General features: G+C 53.9%; 20 protein-coding genes. 9 read left to right on the top strand and 11 right to left on the bottom strand.

Going from position 1 to position 19,541, the window contains the following annotated elements:
- Window positions 1-73 precede the first annotated feature (73 nt).
- Window positions 74-1,822 (top strand): D-lactate dehydrogenase, encoded by a 1,749-nt coding sequence (gene dld / locus AAER43_RS15385; RefSeq protein WP_050862520.1) that lies wholly within the window; start codon window positions 74-76, stop codon window positions 1,820-1,822.
- Between the two features lie 112 nt (window positions 1,823-1,934).
- Complete coding sequence (locus tag AAER43_RS15390) at window positions 1,935-2,489, top strand: GNAT family N-acetyltransferase (protein WP_014884551.1); 555 nt, start codon at window positions 1,935-1,937, stop codon at window positions 2,487-2,489.
- Between the two features lie 93 nt (window positions 2,490-2,582).
- On the opposite strand, the gene pbpG is transcribed toward AAER43_RS15390, so the two are convergent.
- Both pbpG and AAER43_RS15400 read right to left on the bottom strand, forming a co-directional pair.
- A complete protein-coding gene (gene pbpG, locus AAER43_RS15395; protein WP_014884552.1) occupies window positions 2,583-3,506 on the bottom strand; it encodes a D-alanyl-D-alanine endopeptidase in 924 nt (307 codons plus the stop codon).
- 167 nt (window positions 3,507-3,673) lie between these two features.
- On the bottom strand, window positions 3,674-4,261 hold the full coding sequence (locus AAER43_RS15400) for a Yip1 family protein (RefSeq protein WP_014884553.1): 588 nt from the start codon (window positions 4,259-4,261) through the stop codon (window positions 3,674-3,676).
- A gap of 157 nt (window positions 4,262-4,418) precedes the next feature.
- Between AAER43_RS15400 and AAER43_RS15405 the strand changes: the two genes are divergently transcribed.
- The gene (locus tag AAER43_RS15405) at window positions 4,419-4,991 is read left to right on the top strand and encodes a DedA family protein (protein ID WP_014884554.1); all 573 of its coding nucleotides are present in this window, start codon (window positions 4,419-4,421) and stop codon (window positions 4,989-4,991) included.
- A gap of 60 nt (window positions 4,992-5,051) precedes the next feature.
- Here AAER43_RS15405 and AAER43_RS15410 read toward each other — a convergent pair whose 3' ends face one another.
- The 3 genes from AAER43_RS15410 to dusC all read right to left on the bottom strand — a co-directional run bounded on the left by AAER43_RS15410 (window position 5,052) and on the right by dusC (window position 8,369).
- Window positions 5,052-5,816 (bottom strand): SDR family oxidoreductase, encoded by a 765-nt coding sequence (locus AAER43_RS15410; RefSeq protein WP_072093709.1) that lies wholly within the window; start codon window positions 5,814-5,816, stop codon window positions 5,052-5,054.
- Window positions 5,817-5,866: 50 nt separating this feature from the next.
- The gene (mdtQ, locus tag AAER43_RS15415; protein WP_050862523.1) at window positions 5,867-7,285 is read right to left on the bottom strand and encodes a multidrug resistance outer membrane protein MdtQ; all 1,419 of its coding nucleotides are present in this window, start codon (window positions 7,283-7,285) and stop codon (window positions 5,867-5,869) included.
- Window positions 7,286-7,436: 151 nt separating this feature from the next.
- Entirely contained in the window at window positions 7,437-8,369 is a 933-nt protein-coding gene (gene dusC, locus AAER43_RS15420) for a tRNA dihydrouridine(16) synthase DusC (RefSeq protein ID WP_023330920.1), read from the bottom strand.
- A gap of 168 nt (window positions 8,370-8,537) precedes the next feature.
- Here dusC and AAER43_RS15425 point away from each other — a divergent pair, with 168 nt between their 5' ends.
- The 6 genes from AAER43_RS15425 (at window position 8,538) to AAER43_RS15450 (ending at window position 12,498) form a co-directional block, all read left to right on the top strand.
- Complete coding sequence (locus tag AAER43_RS15425) at window positions 8,538-8,933, top strand: CidA/LrgA family protein (protein WP_014884558.1); 396 nt, start codon at window positions 8,538-8,540, stop codon at window positions 8,931-8,933.
- On the top strand, window positions 8,930-9,625 hold the full coding sequence (locus AAER43_RS15430; protein WP_023338538.1) for a CidB/LrgB family autolysis modulator: 696 nt from the start codon (window positions 8,930-8,932) through the stop codon (window positions 9,623-9,625). Before AAER43_RS15425 ends, AAER43_RS15430 begins: the two co-directional genes overlap by 4 nt.
- Window positions 9,626-9,754: 129 nt before the next feature.
- A complete protein-coding gene (cdd, locus tag AAER43_RS15435) occupies window positions 9,755-10,639 on the top strand; it encodes a cytidine deaminase (RefSeq protein WP_057057725.1) in 885 nt (294 codons plus the stop codon).
- 127 nt (window positions 10,640-10,766) lie between these two features.
- Window positions 10,767-11,480 carry an outer membrane permeability protein SanA gene (gene sanA / locus AAER43_RS15440; protein ID WP_032636024.1) on the top strand — a complete coding sequence of 238 codons (714 nt, stop codon included), beginning with the start codon at window positions 10,767-10,769 and terminating at the stop codon, window positions 11,478-11,480.
- Window positions 11,481-11,776: 296 nt separating this feature from the next.
- Window positions 11,777-12,064, top strand: a complete 288-nt coding sequence (locus tag AAER43_RS15445; protein WP_047625326.1) for a hypothetical protein — start codon at window positions 11,777-11,779, stop codon at window positions 12,062-12,064.
- Window positions 12,061-12,498 (top strand): helix-turn-helix transcriptional regulator, encoded by a 438-nt coding sequence (locus AAER43_RS15450; RefSeq protein WP_047625327.1) that lies wholly within the window; start codon window positions 12,061-12,063, stop codon window positions 12,496-12,498. Before AAER43_RS15445 ends, AAER43_RS15450 begins: the two co-directional genes overlap by 4 nt.
- 37 nt (window positions 12,499-12,535) lie before the next feature.
- On the opposite strand, the gene mglC is transcribed toward AAER43_RS15450, so the two are convergent.
- From mglC to folE, 6 genes are all read right to left on the bottom strand, one after another.
- Complete coding sequence (gene mglC / locus AAER43_RS15455; protein WP_013097952.1) at window positions 12,536-13,546, bottom strand: galactose/methyl galactoside ABC transporter permease MglC; 1,011 nt, start codon at window positions 13,544-13,546, stop codon at window positions 12,536-12,538.
- Between the two features lie 15 nt (window positions 13,547-13,561).
- Window positions 13,562-15,082 carry a galactose/methyl galactoside ABC transporter ATP-binding protein MglA gene (gene mglA / locus AAER43_RS15460; protein WP_014884563.1) on the bottom strand — a complete coding sequence of 507 codons (1,521 nt, stop codon included), beginning with the start codon at window positions 15,080-15,082 and terminating at the stop codon, window positions 13,562-13,564.
- 79 nt (window positions 15,083-15,161) lie between these two features.
- Entirely contained in the window at window positions 15,162-16,160 is a 999-nt protein-coding gene (mglB, locus tag AAER43_RS15465; protein WP_014884564.1) for a galactose/glucose ABC transporter substrate-binding protein MglB, read from the bottom strand.
- Window positions 16,161-16,456: 296 nt separating this feature from the next.
- Entirely contained in the window at window positions 16,457-17,479 is a 1,023-nt protein-coding gene (galS, locus tag AAER43_RS15470; RefSeq protein WP_014884565.1) for an HTH-type transcriptional regulator GalS, read from the bottom strand.
- 155 nt (window positions 17,480-17,634) lie between these two features.
- Window positions 17,635-18,792: a DUF418 domain-containing protein YeiB gene (yeiB, locus tag AAER43_RS15475; protein ID WP_023337545.1), complete on the bottom strand. Its 1,158-nt coding sequence runs from the start codon at window positions 18,790-18,792 to the stop codon at window positions 17,635-17,637.
- 18 nt (window positions 18,793-18,810) lie between these two features.
- Window positions 18,811-19,479: a GTP cyclohydrolase I FolE gene (gene folE, locus AAER43_RS15480; protein WP_057057724.1), complete on the bottom strand. Its 669-nt coding sequence runs from the start codon at window positions 19,477-19,479 to the stop codon at window positions 18,811-18,813.
- Between the last annotated feature and the right edge of the window lie 62 nt (window positions 19,480-19,541).

Below are 19,541 nucleotides of genomic sequence, written 5' to 3' on the forward strand. Positions count from 1 at the left end.
ATAGTAGACCGCGAAACTGTTAATCGCGCTATGCTTTACAGCGAGAAATTTGCCCCACCACAAGGAGTGGAAGATGTCTTCTGTTCGAACTGACGATAACAAAACATTCATTAACGAACTGTCGCGCCTGGTTGGCTCCTCTCACCTGCTTACCGACCCGGCTAAAACCGCCCGCTACCGTAAGGGTTTCCGCTCCGGTCAGGGCGAGGCGCTGGCGGTGGTCTTTCCGGGCACGCTGCTGGAACTGTGGCGCGTGCTGAGCGCCTGCGTTGCCGCCGACAAGATTATATTAATGCAGGCGGCCAACACCGGCCTGACCGAAGGTTCTACGCCGAACGGCAACGATTACGATCGTGACATCGTGATTATCAGCACTCTGCGCCTCGACAAGCTGCATCTGCTGGATAAAGGCGAGCAGGTACTCGCCTTCCCTGGTACCACTCTTTACTCGCTGGAAAAAGCGCTTAAGCCGCTGGGACGCGAACCGCATTCGGTGATCGGCTCCTCCTGCATTGGCGCCTCGGTCGTCGGTGGGATCTGCAATAACTCCGGCGGCTCGCTGGTGCAGCGCGGCCCGGCCTACACCGAGATGTCGCTGTTTGCCCGTATCGATGAAAACGGCAAGCTGACGCTGGTGAACCACCTGGGAATCGATCTCGGCGTAACGCCAGAGCAGATCCTCAGCAAGCTCGACGACGATCGCGTGAAGGACGAAGACGTGCAGCACGACGGCCGCCACGCGCACGATCACGACTACGTGACCCGCGTGCGGGATATCGACGCCGATACGCCGGCGCGCTATAACGCCGACCCGGACCGTCTGTTTGAGTCCTCCGGCTGTGCGGGCAAGCTTGCCGTTTTCGCGGTGCGTCTCGACACCTTCCCGGCAGAGAAAAAGCAGCAGGTGTTTTATATCGGCACCAACCAGCCTGAAGTGTTAACCGAAATCCGTCGTCATATTTTGGGCGAATTCACCCACCTGCCGGTGGCGGGCGAATATATGCATCGGGACATTTACGACATTGCCGAGCGTTACGGCAAAGATACGTTCCTGATGATCGACAAGCTCGGCACCGACAAAATGCCGTTCTTCTTCACCATGAAGGGCCGCACCGATGCGATGCTGGAGAAAGTGTCGCTGTTCAAACCTCACTTCACCGACCGCTTTATGCAGAAACTGGGCAACGTTTTCCCGGCGCATTTGCCGGAGCGAATGAAAACCTGGCGTGATAAGTACGAACATCATCTGCTGCTGAAAATGGCCGGGGACGGGATTGCCGAAGCGCAGGCCTGGCTGACCGACTTCTTCAAAACCGCCGAAGGGGATTTCTTCGCCTGTACCCCTGAAGAGGGCAGCAAAGCCTTCCTGCACCGTTTTGCCGCGGCGGGAGCCGCTATCCGTTACCAGGCAGTACACTCCGACGAGGTGGAAGATATCCTGGCGCTGGATATTGCCCTGCGCCGTAACGACACCGAGTGGTTTGAGCATTTGCCGCCGGAAATCGACAGCAAGCTGGTGCATAAGCTCTATTACGGCCATTTTATGTGCTATGTCTTCCATCAGGATTACATTGTCAAAAAAGGAGTTGATGCCCACGAACTGAAAGAGCAGATGCTCGCCCTTCTTCACGAGCGTGGCGCACAATATCCTGCGGAACACAACGTCGGGCATCTTTATAAAGCTCCTGACGCACTTAAGCAGTTTTATCGCGAGAATGACCCTACAAACAGCATGAACCCCGGCATTGGTAAAACAACGCGGAAGAAATACTGGAAAGAGAGCCCAGACGCGGAGCAGCACTTAACGCAAGCGTCTGATTAATTCCTACAGCCAAATTTGAGAGATTGTTTAGCACTTGTTAATCGTAATAGAGTAACGGTCTGTCGCCGGAGAAACGTTTCTCCGGCATGCCATCACGAGGAGCAGGCACATCATGTCGGCTGTTGACGTTTTATCCGAAACCGAACTGGAAGTGCGCGACGCCCTTCCCGATGATGTGCATGCCATCACCGCAATTTATGCCTGGCATGTGCTTCACGGACGCGCGTCATTTGAAGAAGTCCCCCCGACTATCGACGAAATGCGCCAGCGTATGAAAAGCGTGGCTGAGAACGGTTTACCGTGGCTCATCGCGCTGTATCGCGGCATCGTGGTGGGTTACTGCTATGCCAGTCCTTACCGACCGCGACACGCCTACCGCTATACCCTGGAAGAGTCGATTTACGTGGACGCCAGCACCACCGGCCGCGGTTTTGGCACAGCATTAATGGATGCGCTTATCGCACGCTGCGAACAAGGCCCGTGGCGGCAGATGATTGCCGTAGTGGGAGATGGCAATAACAACGCCGGTTCGTTGCGGCTGCATAAAAAGCATGGCTTCGAGATTGTCGGTCAGCTGCGCAGCGTGGGATACAAGAAAGGCGACTGGCGGGATACGGTGATTATGCAGCGCCCGCTCAACGACGGGGACTGGACGCTGCCGGAATAAAAGCAAAACGGTAACCTGGGTTACCGTTTTTAGTGTGTTCTCCCTCTCCCTGTGGGAGAGGGTTGGGGTGAGGGCATCAGCGCGCAGAGGTACCTAATCGTTCTGCGCCGTCGCCATCTGCTCCGCTTTCTGCTTTTTATACGTCAAAGCTGCGGCCGGTACAGGCTGCACTTTCCCGGTCTCAATCCAGGTCCGCAGGCGGCTCGCATCCGCAAAGTGAGTATATTTCCCGAAGGCATCCATCACCACCAGCGCCACCGGCTTACCGTTAAACACGGTACGCATCACCAGACAGTGTCCTGCCGCGTTGGTGAATCCGGTTTTCGTTAGCTGAATGTTCCAGTTATCCCGGTAAACCAGATGGTTAGTGTTGCGGAACGGCAGCGTATAGGCCGGGTTGGCAAAGGTCGCCATCTCTTCACGGGTCGTGCTGAGCTGGCCAATCAGCGGATACTGCTTGCTGGCAATCAGCAGTTTCGTCAGATCGCGGGCCGTCGAGACGTTGTTAATCGACAGACCCGTCGGTTCAACATAGTGCGTATTGTTCATCCCCAGCGCTTTGGCTTTGGCGTTCATCGCGCGAATAAACGCGTCGTAACCGCCAGGATAGTGGTGTGCCAGGCTCGCGGCCGCACGGTTTTCGGATGACATCAGCGCCAGCAGCAGCATGTTTTTACGGCTGATTTCGCTGTTCAGGCGCACGCGAGAGTAGATCCCTTTCATCTCTGGCGTGTGGCTGATATCCACTTTCAGTTTTTCGTCCAGCGGCAGATGGGCATCAAGCACCACCATCGCGGTCATTAATTTGGTTATTGAAGCGATCGGGCGCACCAGGTCCGGATGGCTGGCGTAAATCACCTTATTGGTGTTGAGGTCGACAATCATCGCGCTGCCGGATGCAATTTGCGGCTGGGCAGCAGCAGTGGTCACCGCGGGCGTTTTAGCGACGGCTGGCACAGCAGCGGACGCCCCCAGCAACAGCGCCAGGCTAAGTAAAGAGACTCGGAATTTCAGCATGGTGAGACTTCTGATAATTATTCACGCACGTAATGACGTACACCGCCTGCGTCGACGGATAAACGCAGGCTGGCTTCGGCATCATAGCCGTCACAGTGCTTTGTCGCCAGCGGATAATCGTGAACAGATGCTGCATTGCTGGCATTTACGCCAGCAATGCAGTGAGCTTAGAAGAGACGGTATCCATAACCCCAAAGAATAACCGTCAGTGCCAGTAACGCCTCCAGCACCAGCACACCGATAGCCAGTGTTGAGCTGGAGAAGCTCAGCCCCTCTTCTTTGTTGATATTCAGGAAGGTTGGAACCCCCAGATACAGCAGATAACCTGTGTAACAGAGAGCAATCGTACCGATCAGTGCGCACAACCAGACCAGTGGATACAGTGCAACAATACCGCTTAAGAACAGCGGGGTCGCGACGTATCCAGCGAAGACCATACAGCGCGCCAGCGATGGACGTTGCGGATAGTTACGTGCCATCCAGTGAATGACACGCCCCATGACCGCCACGCCCGCCAGCATCAGGCCATAAAAGAGAATGGCAAGATAAAGCCCGGTAAACCAGGAAAGCTGAACCACGGTGCCGTCACCGAAATTCCAGCCGATTTGTGTTGTGCCAATAAACGCGCATATTACCGGCACCGCGGCCATCAGCAGCACATGGTGGGTGTAATGATGCGAGACCGTTTCGTTCTCACTTTTGATGACATGCATTTCACGATCGGGATGGGAGAAAAGTCCCCAGACATGGTTCATAGCGCCCCCTTGTTGTCGGCCCGTCAGCGATACCTTAAGTATAATGCAGGCTTTAGATTATTTTATGTACAGTGGGAAATTTCCGTTGATTTCCCCGCTGTTGATTCATGGGGTATATGATTAAACGAGGTACGCTGAGGGAGATAACATTTACGTAATGGATATTAACGCACTCATTGAACAATATGGTTATGCCGCGCTGGTCATTGGTAGCGTGGCAGAAGGTGAAACCATCACGCTGTTAGGCGGCGTCGCCGCGCATCAGGGCTTACTGAAATTTCCGCTGGTCGTCGCTGCGGTCGCGCTGGGCGGCATGATTGGCGATCAGCTACTCTACTTTCTGGGTCTGCGCTTTGGTCCGACGCTTCTCAAGCGTTTCGCTAAACACAAAAAGAAAATTAACCGCGCGCAGCGCCTGATCCAGCGCCACCCTTACCTGTTCGTTATAGGCACCCGTTTTATGTACGGCTTCAGGATAATCGGGCCGATACTGATTGGCGCCAGCCGTCTGCCCCCGAAAATTTTCCTGCCGCTGAATATTCTTGGCGCCGTTGCCTGGGCGCTGATCTTTACGACGCTCGGTTACGTGGGAGGCGAGGTGATAGGTCCGTGGCTGCATAATCTCGACCAGCATCTGAAGCACTGGGCATGGTTGCTTGTCGTGGTTGTGGCGGTGATTGGCGTCAGGCTGTGGCTGAAACATCGGGAAAAGGCGCGGGATGAGGCGTAGCCGGATGCGGCCTGATGCCCTGCCCCTCACCCTCTCCCACAGGGAGAGGGCAAAAATTAGCTATCCCTCCGGCTTAAACTGCGGATTCGCCAGCATAAAACCCCCGTCAACGATAAACGATTGCCCGGTGGTATAGCTGGCGTCGCTGTCGCACAGCCACGCCACCAGGCTGGCGATTTCTCTCGTATGCCCGGGGCGCGCCAGTGGGATTTCCGGCATTGAGCCTTCTTTCACTTCGCAGTCGTCCATATCGTTCATGGGTGTGGCAATGGCACCCGGCGCAACGGCGTTCACCAGAATGTTGTGCTTAACCAGTTCTATCGCCATGGATTTGGTCAGGCCGCCGAGCGCATGTTTCGCAGCGGTGTAGGCGCTGGCCTCCGGCAGCGGCGTGTGCTCATGTACCGAGGAAATGTTGACAATTCGCCCCCCTTCCCCCTGCTTCACCATCTGCCGTGCCGCAATCTGCGAACAGAGAAACGCACCGTCCACGTCGACGGTGAAGATGTTCCGCCAGTCGTCAAACGGCATCTCCAGGAAGGGCGCTTTGGTCATCGCCCCGGCATTGTTAACCAGCACGTCCAGCCGACCGAAACGCGCAATCAGCACGTCAATGGCTTCAGCACCTTCCGGGAGCGTGCTTAAATCGAGATGGACAGCCTCTGCTCGCTGCCCCTTCGCTTCCACTTCACGGCAGGTTTCCAGCGCACCTTTTTCATCAGAATGCCAGGTAATGCCAATATCAAACCCACGCTCTGCCAGCATCAGGGCCGTGGTTTTACCAATCCCGGAATCCGATGCGGTAACAATCGCTACTCTGGTCATACTCACCTCCTGAAAAACAGCAAAGAGATAAGTATAGATAACGCATCTTTTTAGCCGTGATGATAGCCGCCCCCCAGCGCCGACGTTAGTTGCAGCGTGGCGTCGATATACTGTCCTTTCAGCATGACCGTCTCAAGGTGTTCTTTAAGCGCCGGGATTCTGGCTTCGCTGACCCGCGACCCCGCAAGGATACCTGCCCTAAAACGAGCCTGCGCCAGCGCCACTACACGTGCCGCGTCTTTTTCGACCTGCTGCTGGTGACGGTTTTTTGCCGTCAGGGTTTCGACTTCGCTGGCCGTACGCGCCACCTGATTCACCGCCTCCACCACCGCTTTGTTGTAGTTCGCGACAGAGAGGTTATTCTGCGCCTGGGCACTATCCAGATTGGCGTTCAGCCTGCCGCTGTCGAAAATCGGCAGGGTCAAACCGGCGGTCACGCCCATCTGCTGAGCGGAAGAGCGGAACAGATCGCTGAGGTGCAGGGCATCCTGCTGTAAGAAGGCCATCAGATTCACGTCAGGATAGAATGCTGCTCTGGCGGCCTCCACCTCGCTCAGGGAGGCTTCTATATACCAGTGCGCCTCCTGAAGATCCGGGCGGCGCGCCAGCAGTTCATATCCCAGCGTTGAAGGGAGCGAGGCTTCTGTCGCAGGCAACGCATGGCGCGTAAGCGCTATGGGCGATGTACCGGTCAACGCAGTCAGTCGCGCCTCAATGGCCTTCATTTTGCCCTTCACGTCCGCTAACTGTTCATCCGTTTTGCTGGCATAAATATCGGTTTCGACGCCCTCCACCGAGGAGGTAATACCGTGCTGATACAGTTCACGATCGGCATCGATAATATTTTTCTGCTCCTGCTTAATTTGGGAAAGGACATCCCCGGCAGCGGCCTGGGTCTGCCACGCCCAGTAAAGGCGCGCAACGCTGCTGGCAAGCAGCTGGCGAGTCTGCTCCAGCTCCGCTTTTTGCGCATTCACTTTACCGATACGCGCGGCAATCCGGGCGCGATTTTTCCCCCAGAGATCCAGATCCCACCCCGCCGTCAGGCCAAAAGTGCCATTGGTGTACCATGGGCCGGTCGTTCCCGCTGCCGGATCGGTTAGCGCGAACGGGCCCATCAGGCCTTCTGCCGACATTTTCTGCCGTTCAACATCCGCAGAAAAATCCAGTTGTGGGCCATCGGCAGCAATAGCGGCCTTCGCCTGTGCTTCCGCGAGCGTAATACGTTGCCGGGCAATTTGCATATCCGGGGCATCCGCTATCGCTTTCGCAATAAGCGCATTTAGCTGCGGGTCGTTATACTCTTTCCACCATTCGTTTTTCGGCCAGTCCGCATGGTTAAGTCGGGTATTTACAGATGCAGCTGTCGCCTGCGTTTTTATTGGCGCTACCGTGGAATGTTCCGGTGCGCACGCAGCCAGCATAAAAACAAGGGGAGCACTCAGAGATAAAATAAGAAAACGTTTCATTACGCCATGCACTCAAAAAATAAAGGCGCAACTTACGCTTGATGACTTTCCGTTTTTTAGTAACGCGTGGCAATCCGCAAATTGTTATACATTTACATAATCAGCAAAATATTCACCTAGCGAATTATTTAAATTTAAATATTACTGCTAGTTATTTTGACTGAATGACCCGCGCAATTTCAGCCGACGTCTGGAGCGTGCGGATCGCCTGAAATAACCCCAGCGCTTCGCTGTATTCTTTACGTAAATAGCTCAGCCACTGCTTGATGCGCGCGACGTGATACAAACCGGTATCACCCTGCTTTTCCAGACGGCTGTATTTTTGCAGCAGCGTCACCACGTCAGCCCATGGCATACGCGGTTCGTTATATTTCACGACGCGACTGAGGTTGGGCACGTTCAGCGCACCGCGGCCAATCATCACCGCATTGCAGCCCGTCTCTTTCAGGCATGCCTGCGCGCTTTCGTAATCCCAGATTTCGCCGTTAGCTATCACCGGAATAGTGAGCCGCTTGCGGATCTCGCCAATCGCCTGCCAGTTAATACGCTCAGCTTTATAACCATCTTCCTTGGTGCGGCCATGCACCACCAGCTCGGTGGCCCCAGCCTGCTGCACCGCATCGGCAATTTCAAACTGCTTATCTCCGCTGTCCCAGCCCAGACGGACTTTCACGGTGACCGGCAGATGCGAGGGTACCGCCTCGCGCATGGCTTTTGCGCCGCGATAAATCAGCTCAGGATCCTTGAGTAGCGTTGCCCCGCCGCCGCTGCCGTTGACCAGCTTTGACGGACAGCCGCAGTTGAGATCGACGCCATACGAACCCAGCGCCACGGCCCTGGCGGCGTTTTCCGCCAGCCATTCAGGATACTGGCCTAACAGCTGGATCCGCACCAGCGTACCGGAAGGCGTCCGGCTCTGGCGGTGCAGTTCAGGACAGAGACGGTAGAATGACTTTTCTGGCAGCAACATATCGACCACGCGCAAAAACTCCGTCACGCAGAGATCGTAATCGTTCACCTCGGTAAGCAGCTCGCGCACAAGAGAGTCGAGCACGCCTTCCATCGGGGCCAGTAAAACACGCATTCTGAGTACCTGTGAAAAAAGACGCGCTATAGTAGCTGCTCTGTATGTATGTGGAAAGCCCGGCGTTCCATTCCGGAATGTCTGGTATGCTCAAAATTCATGATGTGATCCGTGGCACATTTTCAGGTTTAATTGTATGATGAATGCGTTTCATCAAGGACTATCACCATGAGCAAATCATTGAACATTATCTGGCAATATCTGCGCGCATTCGTCCTGATTTACGCCTGCCTGTATGCCGGGATTTTTATCGCGTCGCTGCTGCCTATCACCATTCCTGGCAGCATTATCGGCATGCTGATCCTCTTTGTTTTACTGGCGCTGCAAATTCTGCCCGCAAAGTGGGTTAACCCTGGCTGTTTCGTCCTCATCCGCTATATGGCGCTGCTTTTCGTGCCCATCGGCGTCGGGGTCATGCAGTATTTTGATTTGCTCAAAGCCCAGTTCGGCCCGATTGTGGTCTCCTGCGCGGTTAGCACGCTGGTGGTTTTCCTTGTTGTGAGCTGGAGTTCACATCTGGTACATGGCGAACGTAATGTCATCGGGGAGAAAACAAAAAAATGATGGCTAATATCTGGTGGTCTCTGCCGTTAACCCTGCTGGTCTTCTTCGCCGCGCGTAAACTTGCCGCACGCTTCAAAATGCCGCTGCTCAACCCCCTGCTGGTGGCGATGGTGGTAATTATTCCTTTCCTGCTGCTCACCGGCATCCCTTACGAACGTTACTTTGCCGGCAGCAAAATTTTAAACGACCTGTTGCAGCCCGCCGTTGTGGCCCTCGCCTTTCCTTTATATGAGCAGCTGCACCAGATCCGCGCCCGCTGGAAATCCATCATTACTATCTGTTTTGTGGGCAGCCTGGTGGCGATGATCACCGGCACGTCGGTAGCGCTATTGATGGGCGCTTCGCCACAAATTGCGGCCTCTATTCTGCCTAAATCGGTGACCACACCTATCGCAATGGCGGTAGGCGGCAGCCTCGGCGGGATCCCGGCCATCAGCGCGATGTGCGTCATTTTCGTCGGTATTCTCGGCGCGGTGTTTGGTCACACCCTCCTGAACGCGATGCGGATCCATACTAAAGCGGCGCGGGGATTGTCGATGGGCACCGCCTCGCACGCCCTGGGTACCGCCCGCTGCGCGGAGCTGGACTATCAGGAAGGGGCTTTTAGCTCCCTGGCGCTGGTGATCTGCGGGATTATCACCTCCCTGCTTGCCCCGTTCATTTTCCCGGTGATTCTGGCGGTGATGGGCTAAAATTTGCGATGCGTCGCGCAAATTTCATTTTGATTTCATAAGTTGCATACATAATGAGAAGTGGATCACATATAAAGCCCCGGAGGCTCCGTAAACTACCGATCCATTAACCTTTATGAGGCAAACGCCATGCACCCACGTTTTCAAGCTGCCTTCGCTCAGCTTGCAGAGAATTTGCAATCAGCCCTTGCTCCCGTCCTGGCAGATGCACATTTCCCCGCCCTGCTGACGGCAGAGCAGGTCACCATGCTGAAACAAGCAGCGGGACTGGATGAAGACGCGCTGGCTTTCGCACTGCTGCCCCTGGCTGCCGCCTGCGCGCGTGCCGATCTCTCCCACTTCAACGTCGGCGCTATTGCGCGCGGCGTCAGCGGAACCTGGTACTTCGGTGGAAACATGGAGTTCCTGGGCGCAACCATGCAGCAAACCGTTCATGCGGAGCAAAGCGCTATCAGTCACGCCTGGTTGCGCGGTGAAAAGGCCCTGAGCGCCATCACCGTGAACTACACGCCGTGCGGCCACTGCCGTCAGTTTATGAACGAGCTGAACAGCGGGCTGCAACTGCGCATCAACCTGCCGGGACGTGCGCCACACACGCTGGGCTATTACCTGCCGGATGCCTTCGGCCCGAAAGATCTGGACATTAAAACGCTGCTGATGGACGAGCAGGATCATGGTTTCGCCCTGTCCGGCGATGACCTTAGCGAAGCGGCCATTCGTGCGGCTAACAAGAGCCACACTCCGTACAGTAACGCCCCAAGCGGCGTGGCGCTGCAGTGCCGCGATGGCCGTATCTTCACCGGCAGCTATGCGGAAAACGCCGCGTTTAATCCAACGCTGCCGCCGCTGCAGGGTGCGCTCAACCTGCTGAGCCTGAACGGCTACGACTACCCCGACATTCAGCGCGCAATTCTGGCCGAAAAGGCCGATGCGCCACTGATTCAGTGGGATGCCACCGCTGCGACGCTCAAGGCGTTAGGCTGCACGACGATTGACCGCGTACTGCTGGCATAAATCCTTCCGGCGGACAGAAATGTCCGCCACATTGCTGAAAAACCCCTCAGTTGAGTCGCTGTTTCTTGCGCTAACCAGACGGGTAAAGTAGCCTGAGTGAACTTTCATCCACGAACGAGCCATCTCCATGTTAAAGCGCGTTTTTTACAGCCTGTCTGTCCTGGTCGGCATACTGCTGTTGATCGTGCTGGGTCTCGACCGCTGGATGAGCTGGAAAACCGCCCCTTACATCTTTGATGACCTGCAGGACCTGCCCTATCGCCAGGTGGGCGTGGTGCTCGGCACCGCCAAGTATTACCGCACCGGGGTGATCAACCAGTATTATCGTTACCGAATTCAGGGCGCGCTGAACGCTTACAACAGCGGCAAGGTGAACTATCTGCTGTTAAGCGGTGATAACGCGCTGCAAAGCTATAACGAACCGGTGACGATGCGTAAGGACCTGATTGCCGCAGGCGTGGATCCTGCCGACATCGTGCTCGACTACGCAGGCTTCCGCACCCTCGACTCCATCGTGCGCACCCGCAAAGTGTTCGACACCAACGACTTCATCATCATCACCCAGCGTTTCCACTGCGAGCGCGCGCTGTTTATTGCGCTGCATATGGGTATTCAGGCGCAGTGCTACGCGGTGCCGTCGCCTAAAGATATGCTGAGCGTGCGCGTGCGCGAATTTGGCGCGCGCTTTGGCGCATTGGCGGACCTCTACATTTTCAAACGTGAACCGCGCTTTTTAGGCCCGCTGGTGCCGATTCCGGCGATGCATGAAGTACCGGAAGACGCGCAGGGTTACCCGGCTGTGACACCGGAGCAACTGCTTGATCTGCAGAAGAAAAAATAAATTTGCACAATGAGTAATATATTACTCATTAACCTCTCAAAAAATGGATAATGTGAGATATAAGTGGCATTACTTGCCTTAATCACCCCGTATCACTTTTTTTAATGACCACGGAAATCCAGGCTGGCTGCGATTCATCGACGATATCATTCCCGCCGGCGCCAGTCGTCGCTACTGGATAAATGCGCTTGGTATCAGTGAATTACCACTCAGCCAGCAAAATTTTTTATTGCTAAAATTTGGCACAATGTCCCCTGTTGGGAATTTACGCATTCAAGAATCCGTACCGGAATGGAATGAATTCGCAAGCGCTAAAACGTTTACGGTTACGGACGTCATCGAGCGGGCAGCCGACTTTCTGGATTATGCCCAGGAAAGAGGCGCCGCGGCAGGTGGCGCAACCGGAGCTGGCGGAGTGGATTCCCCCTTCGACGTTGCTTAACGCCCTGCATGAGACAGCCGTTCAACTCGTCGACCTACCGGAAAGATTGGCGGCGCGCGGTGTTCCAAAACAGATACTGGAAATGCCTGCAATCGGTTTTCGCTTTATTCCAGACAAACTTTCCCGCTGGGGCTTATTATGAAAACACCCGATAAGACAGAGTCAGAGTTTCTGCAAACATTAGCCCGTATACGCAGCGCAAATGGAAGGAGACATCATGACGACGCAGAGGATCCTGACAAGTTAACGCAGGTAAACAGGCAACGCGTTTCACCAGGCTTAACACGCGTCGATACACGCGATCGTCAGGATCTCTTGCACGCAGCCATTCGGGACATATTGTTGGGTAAAATCACGCAAGGAGAAGCACTGAGGAAACTCAGGGTCGAGGTGTTGGGGCTAAAACAGGATGAATATGCAAAATTAGTCAGCGTATCCCGAAAAACATTGTCAGATGTAGAAAATAACAGAGGCAACTATTCCGCTGACATCATTAACAAAATCTTTAAACCCTTCGGGCTTCAAACCGGGCTGGTGCCCATTTCAAAATCGCTGATAGCCACACTTTTCTCATAAAAAAACCCGCATCGCTGCGGGTTTTTCATTGTTGAGCTTACTTCTTACGTGCGTACTTCAGTGAATCCAGCGCAACAGCGAAGATAATAATCGCGCCTTTAATGATGTACTGCCAGTACGGGTTCACGCCGATGTAGGTCAGGCCGTAGTTGATCACGGTGAAGATGATCACACCGGTGACCACACCGAGTACGGTACCCACGCCGCCGCTGAAGGAGACGCCGCCGACCACACAGGCTGCAATCGCATCCAGTTCGTACATAAAGCCGAGGTTGTTGGTTGCAGAACCGATACGACCCGCTTCCAGCATCCCACCGAAGGCGTAGAACACCCCGGACAGGGCATAGATCATCAGCAGGTTCAGGGCCACGTTGACGCCGGAAACTTTCGCCGCTTCCGGGTTACCGCCGATAGCAAAGATGTTTTTACCAAAGCGCGTTTTGTTCCACAGGATCCAGACGAACGCCACCGCGATCAGCGCATAGAAGGTGATATACGACAGGCGGAAACTGCCCAGCGCGATAAACCCTTGCGTGAAGGTTGAGAAGCCGCTGTCAAAGCCCGAGATAGGAGACGCGCCCACGAAGTCGTAGTAGAGGGAGTTGATACCGTAAACGATGATCATCGTACCCAGCGTGGTGATAAATGGCGTCACGTTCAGGTAAGCGATGATGATACCGTTGATCAGACCAATCACCGCGCCGATGGCGCAGACAATCAGGATCACCACGAAAATCGGCATGGTCGCCATTTCCGGGAAGACCTTGTTGGCGTTTTCCATCGACTGCAGCAGGGTTGCCGCAATAACCGCCGCCAGGCCGACCTGACGACCGGCAGAAAGGTCAGTACCCTGGGTGACGATAAGGCCCGCCACGCCCAGCGCAATGATAATACGCACGGAAGACTGGGTCAGAATGTTACTCAGGTTCAGCAGACTTAAGAACGTAGGGTCCTGGAAAATGATAATGGCCAGCAGGACTAAAAGAACAACGTAAATTCCGCCTTCTTTCAGGTAAGTGAGAAAACTTTTTTTATTTAACGCACTCATGAGGAGCCCCTGATCTTAAAGGTGCAAAGACGCAAGACGCAAAATTTCGTTTTGCGTTGTCGTTTTGGTGTCAACAATACCGGCAACGAGACCATTGCTCATAACCAGAATACGGTCTGTGATCCCTAACAGTTCCGGCATTTCGGAAGAAATAATAATGATCCCTTTATTCTTTTTCGCCAGCTCGGCAATCAGCTGATAAATTTCAAACTTCGCGCCGACGTCAATGCCACGGGTAGGTTCATCCAGCATCAGAATTTCTGGCTGGGTTAATAACCAACGTCCGATAATGACTTTTTGCTGGTTACCCCCCGAAAGCGAACCAATTTGCGTGCGGTGGCCAGGCGTTTTCACGCGCATGGAGTCAATCACCCACTGGGTATCGCTCTTCATGCGGGAGTTATCCAGCAGTCCGACTTTATTTTTGTAATTACGAATATTAGAAATTAACGAGTTAAAGTTAATATCCAGATAAGCATAAATACCCGTCGAACGACGTTCTTCCGTTACCAGCGCAAAACCGTTATTAATGGCTTCGTTGGCATTGTGGTTGTTAATTTTCTTTCCGTGCAGCGTAATGGTGCCCTGGGCCTTCTCACGGATACCAAACAAGGTTTCCACAATGTCGGTACGCTTTGCCCCCACCAGACCGGCAATCCCCAGGATTTCGCCTTTGTGCAGGTCGAAGGAGACATCGCGGATGGACGGCTGACGCAGCGAGGTGAGATTGCGCACTTCAAGAATCACTTCACCCGGCTTGTTCTCTTTGTCCGGGAAGCGCTGGTTAAGGGAGCGGCCAACCATCATGGCGATGATCTTGTCCATATCCAGCCCTTCCAGCGGCTGCGTGGCAATCCACTGGCCGTCGCGCAGGATGGTAATCTCATCGCACAGCTGGAAGATCTCTTCCATTTTGTGAGAGATGTAGACAATGCCGCAGCCGCGTTCTTTCAGCTTACGAATAATGGTAAAAAGGTGATTAACCTCTTTTTCCGTTAATGACGATGTCGGTTCGTCCATGATGACGATTTTCGCATCATAGGAGAACGCTTTGGCAATTTCGATCATCTGCATTTGTGAGACGGATAAGGTTCCCACGCGAGCGCGCGGATCGATATCAATATCCAGTTCATCAAAAATCGCTTTGGTGTCACGATACATTTTGTCCTGATCGACAAAGACACCTTTGGTTGGATAACGCCCCAACCACATGTTATCCATAACGGAACGTTGCAGTACCAGGTTTAATTCCTGGTGAACCATCGAGATACCGTTTTCCAGTGCTTCTTTCGCTGAATGGAAATCGATCTCTTTCCCCTGAAAAAGAATGCTGCCAGAATCTTTTTGATAGATCCCAAAAAGACATTTTAATAATGTTGATTTACCCGCACCGTTCTCCCCCATTAATGCATGAATAGAGTGAGGACGGACTTTTAAATTAACATTATCGAGTGCCTTAACACCGGGAAATGACTTGTTAATACCGTTCATTTCCAACAAGTATTCACCGGTTGACTGAGTAGTTGTGCTGACCATAATTATACCTTGTTGGCCTCGCATATCGCGTTATAAAAGGGCGCAACGAATTGCGCCCAGTGGAGACAGGTTAACTCACTTATTTACCGATAAACTCAGCCAGGTTGGACTGGTCTACGCCCACGTAAGGTACGCGAACGATTTTGTTGTCAATTTTCCAGCTGGTGCCATCTGCCGCGCCTTTACCGTCAGCGAGGTTTTTCGCCAGATCGAAGGTGGCTTTCGCCTGGTTATTGGCATCGTTCAGAACGGTACCGGCCATCGCGCCAGATTTAACCAGCGCCAGCGCTTCTGGCAGGGCATCCACACCGAATACCGGAATGGACGATTTATTGTGGGCTTTCAGCGCTTCTACCGCACCCATTGCCATCGCATCGTTGTTGGCGATAACCACTTCGATTTTGTTCGCGTTAGGGCCGGACAGCCAGGCATCCATCTTATCTTTCGCCTGGGCGGTATCCCACATCGCGGTATCTAATGCCAGCTGCTGGGTTTTCAGGCCCTTATCATTCAGCTCTTTGATAACGTAAGTCGTACGCGCTTCAGCATCCGGGTGACCAGGTTCGCCTTTCAGCAGAACGAACTGGATCTGACCGTCTTTGTTCAGGTCCCAGTTCGGGTTCGCTGCCCAGTGTTTCGCGATCAGATCGCCCTGAATAATGCCGGACTCTTTGGAGTCAGTACCGACGTAATACGCTTTGTCATAGCTATCCAGCGCTTTACGGGAAGGTTCTTTGTTGAAGAAGACGATTGGCACATTCTGGCCGCGCGCTTTTTCAATTACCGTGCCTGCTGCAGCCGGGTCAACCAGGTTGATCGCCAGGGCTTTCACGCCTTTCGCCAGCAGAACGTCGATCTGGTCGTTCTGTTTGGACTGGTCATTCTGGGAGTCATTCATCAGCAGCTGTACGTCTGGCGCTGCTTTCGCATCTTTCTCGATAGCTTTACGTACAACAGACATGAAGTTGTCGTCGTATTTATAAATCGTCACACCAATACGGGTATCTGCAGCGTGCGCTGCTGCACCAAAAAGCATGCTTGCCATTACAGCAGACAGGGTCAACACCTTCTTATTCATGGTATCTCCGGTTTTTTTTTATGCAGGGTAGTTCTGGTGAATAACGAGCGGCAGGCAGATGTTAATAAAACGTTACTGACAGCCGACGTTCACTTATAAAATTTCTCTCTTCCGTGGTCGGTAACGCTCCAGAAATGCGTTTTATTCGTTGTTTGCGGCACATTGGCTACTGTTAAAGTGAATAATCACCGTTACATAGCGTTTCAGCTGCTAAAACGCTGACATCATAGTCAGCGCCTTGTTAAGATACTGTGAATTTACTCACAGATTGAAAACGGTTACATCACCTCATGTAATCAGTTAGTGATCGGAGCCACAATTTGCCGCGACGCGACGGAATGTCGACGCACCAGGGTTGGCATGAAGCAATGGGTCGCCCCAGGATCCAGCAGCCCTGCGGCTCCCTGTAACGCCAGTTCAGTAGCCAGTTTTGCCATAGAAGCAATGGGATAGCGCACCGTGGTCAGCTGCGGGTCGGTGTAACGAGCGATCGGAATGTCGTCAAAGCCAATCAACGACAAATGCTGCGGCACCGCAATGCCGTTATCTTTCAGTGCCGTCAGCGCGCCCGCTGCCATGCTGTCGTTATACGCAAACACCGCAGAAAGCTGCAGATTGCGGCCCAGTAGCTCCACCATTGCCGCCTCACCGCCCTGCATGTCAGGCGTACCGGTGCCGATCCAGCTCTCTGATGCGGTAATGCCGTGTTCTTTCAGGGCGTTTTGCCAGCCCTCACGCCGGTACGCGTCATCTTCAATTTGATGGCTGGAGGCAAGATAACCGATCCGCTGATGGCCGTTATTGATAAGCATTTTAGTGGCCATCATGGCGCCGCTGACGTTATCCAGCCCAACACAGCGGTGGGCATAGCCCGGCACAATCCGGTTAATCAGCACCATGCCCGGTATCTGTTCCATAAACCCGGCAAGCTCTTCATCACTTAAGGCTTTGGAGTGAACAATCAGGGCGTTACAGCGCTGGCGAATCAGTACTTCGATGGCATGACGCTCTTTCTCCGCCTCATGATAGCTGTTGCCAATCAGCACATATTTTTGATGCTGCTGGGCAACCACATCGACCGCTTTCACCAGCGCACCGAAAAAGGCGTCTGAGACATCCATCACCACCACGCCGATGGTATCGCTGACCTGCGTGGCAAGCGCCTGCGCGTTGGCATTTGGCCGGTACCCGAGCTGGGTCACGGCTTTCATTACGGTTTCACGGGTTTCAGGGCTCACCAGCGCACTGTTGTTCAGCACGCGGGAGACGGTAGCCACAGAAACGCCCGCCAGACGGGCGACATCACGAATGGTGATCATATTCACCATCCTTCAAAGGATTGCAGCAACTCACAGACACCCCCTGTGTTTAGCAAGGTGGCTATTTTGGCAGCGAGAGAAAAGGGACTACGTGAAGAAGCTCACAGTCATGAAAACGCTTACATCCGTTTTGTTAATGATTGTGATCCAGATCGTTATCTGGATGTATTACTCAATGATACCCCTGAAGCATGTGCGGTTAACTGACGCCACACCCACTCCAGCGGCCCCTGACGGAAATAACGCAGCCAGATAACGGAAAACGCCAGATTAACCGCCCAGATCGGAATAACAAACGCCAACAGCCCGAGGCGGTCGAATTTCATAAACAGGCCAAAGCGATAGAAAATCGTGGTGCATATCAACGTTTGCAGGAGGTAATTGCTTAACGCCATGCGCCCGACGCAGGCGACTGCGCTGACAAGCCACAGGCGAGAAAGCTGCGGCCAGAAGCCATATATTAGCGCCGCGTAGCCGATGGTCTGGAATGGCGCGCTCAGTTCACGCGGTACCTGGAGCAGGAAAGCGCACCAGCGATAATCCCAGTGAATGTGCCACTGTATCATCACCGACGGGAGGTTTATCAGCACGCCGAGCAGAACCAGCCCCGCCCCGGTGCGACGATAATGACGCAGGCTGAACTCCCCTTTCAGCCACCCGGTGCGCATCAATGACGCCCCCATCAGCATCATCCCTGCCAGCTGCCAGCCGTATTGCGCCCCCAGCGCAAGAAGGTTATCCCCCAGCATATCCGCCCGGTTGCTAATGGCTTCCGTACCGCCTTTTAGCTTCCAGAACTGCTCGTACTGGAGGTTTGCAGCATCCGGGATCCAGGAACGGTTGGTCGCTTCGCCAGAGATCATCCCCAGCAGCAGCAGCACCCCAAGCCCCATGAGGTAGAGCATCACGCCGGTGTTAAACAGGCTTTTCACGCTGTGCGCATCACGAATGAGACGCCAGCAGATAAGCCCGACTAACCCATACGCGAGAAGAATATCGCCGTCCCAGAAGAACAGACCGTGGATAAAACCGAGGATCACCAGCAGGGTTAAGCGCGACTGGATCCAGCGGGTGCCGCGTTTAAGCAGAAGCTGTAGTCCTGCGCCAAACAGCAGGGCAAAGAGCGTGAGGAATTTAACCTGGGCAAACAGGTCAAGGATTGCCCAGGTCCAGGCATCGCTTCGGGTGATGTCGCCGTACCAGGCGGGATTGAGATAAGCGGCCTTCGGCAGACCGAAGGCGCTAATATTCAGCAGCAGGATACCCAGTATGGCGACGCCGCGAACAAAATCGAGCGTGACGTTTCGCTCCATGGTCCCTGCCCTGTGAGATTAGTTGTGGTGACGCACGGCGCGCAGGAACTCCTGGCGGGTGTTCTGGCTCGATTTAAACAGACCGCCCAGCGAAGTGGTGGTGGTTGCACTGGTCGCATCACGAACGCCGCGGGCTTTCACGCAGTAGTGAACGGCATCGATGCAGACCGCCACGTTATTGGTGCCCAGCAGCGTTTGCAGGGCAATCAGGATCTGCTGCGTCAGACGCTCCTGAACCTGAGGACGCTGCGCGAAGAACTGCACAATACGGTTGATCTTCGACAGACCAATCACCGTATCTTTCGGAATGTAAGCCACGGTCGCTTTACCGTCGATAGTGACGAAGTGATGTTCGCAGGTGCTGGTCAGCGTGATATCACGTACCGTGACCATCTCGTCCACCTTCATCTTATTCTCGATAACGGTAATTTTCGGGAAGTTGGCATAATCCAGGCCAGAGAAAATTTCGTCGACGTACATTTTCGCGATGCGCTTAGGCGTCTCCATCAGACTGTCATCGCTCAGATCGAGATTCAGCAGTTGCATGATCTCGGTCATATGCCCGGAAATCAGACTTTTACGGGTTTCATTGTCCATATCCTCAACGGGCGGACGCAATGGCGTTTCGAGACCGCGCGCAAGCAGGGCTTCATGGACCAGGGCAGCTTCTTTACTGAGTGATGACATTTTCTTCTCCTGCAGGTGTGGCGTCTTTCGCCCTCGTTGTGGCAAAAGTATGCGCTCATTGT

The organism is Enterobacter sp. FUJ80071, from assembly GCF_038739915.1.
Classification (GTDB): Bacteria; Pseudomonadota; Gammaproteobacteria; order Enterobacterales; family Enterobacteriaceae; genus Enterobacter; species Enterobacter kobei.

Bases quoted from the DNA above. Each gene is read 5' to 3' on its own strand.
- dld (WP_050862520.1), top strand. From the start codon at position 74: ATGTCTTCTGTTCGAACTGACGATAACAAAACATTCATTAACGAACTG.
- AAER43_RS15390 (WP_014884551.1), top strand. From the start codon at position 1,935: ATGTCGGCTGTTGACGTTTTATCCGAAACCGAACTGGAAGTGCGCGAC.
- pbpG (WP_014884552.1), bottom strand. From the start codon at position 3,506: ATGCTGAAATTCCGAGTCTCTTTACTTAGCCTGGCGCTGTTGCTGGGG.
- AAER43_RS15400 (WP_014884553.1), bottom strand. From the start codon at position 4,261: ATGAACCATGTCTGGGGACTTTTCTCCCATCCCGATCGTGAAATGCAT.
- AAER43_RS15405 (WP_014884554.1), top strand. From the start codon at position 4,419: ATGGATATTAACGCACTCATTGAACAATATGGTTATGCCGCGCTGGTC.
- AAER43_RS15410 (WP_072093709.1), bottom strand. From the start codon at position 5,816: ATGACCAGAGTAGCGATTGTTACCGCATCGGATTCCGGGATTGGTAAA.
- mdtQ (WP_050862523.1), bottom strand. From the start codon at position 7,285: ATGAAACGTTTTCTTATTTTATCTCTGAGTGCTCCCCTTGTTTTTATG.
- dusC (WP_023330920.1), bottom strand. From the start codon at position 8,369: ATGCGTGTTTTACTGGCCCCGATGGAAGGCGTGCTCGACTCTCTTGTG.
- AAER43_RS15425 (WP_014884558.1), top strand. From the start codon at position 8,538: ATGAGCAAATCATTGAACATTATCTGGCAATATCTGCGCGCATTCGTC.
- AAER43_RS15430 (WP_023338538.1), top strand. From the start codon at position 8,930: ATGATGGCTAATATCTGGTGGTCTCTGCCGTTAACCCTGCTGGTCTTC.
- cdd (WP_057057725.1), top strand. From the start codon at position 9,755: ATGCACCCACGTTTTCAAGCTGCCTTCGCTCAGCTTGCAGAGAATTTG.
- sanA (WP_032636024.1), top strand. From the start codon at position 10,767: ATGTTAAAGCGCGTTTTTTACAGCCTGTCTGTCCTGGTCGGCATACTG.
- AAER43_RS15445 (WP_047625326.1), top strand. From the start codon at position 11,777: ATGAATTCGCAAGCGCTAAAACGTTTACGGTTACGGACGTCATCGAGC.
- AAER43_RS15450 (WP_047625327.1), top strand. From the start codon at position 12,061: ATGAAAACACCCGATAAGACAGAGTCAGAGTTTCTGCAAACATTAGCC.
- mglC (WP_013097952.1), bottom strand. From the start codon at position 13,546: ATGAGTGCGTTAAATAAAAAAAGTTTTCTCACTTACCTGAAAGAAGGC.
- mglA (WP_014884563.1), bottom strand. From the start codon at position 15,082: ATGGTCAGCACAACTACTCAGTCAACCGGTGAATACTTGTTGGAAATG.
- mglB (WP_014884564.1), bottom strand. From the start codon at position 16,160: ATGAATAAGAAGGTGTTGACCCTGTCTGCTGTAATGGCAAGCATGCTT.
- galS (WP_014884565.1), bottom strand. From the start codon at position 17,479: ATGATCACCATTCGTGATGTCGCCCGTCTGGCGGGCGTTTCTGTGGCT.
- yeiB (WP_023337545.1), bottom strand. From the start codon at position 18,792: ATGGAGCGAAACGTCACGCTCGATTTTGTTCGCGGCGTCGCCATACTG.
- folE (WP_057057724.1), bottom strand. From the start codon at position 19,479: ATGTCATCACTCAGTAAAGAAGCTGCCCTGGTCCATGAAGCCCTGCTT.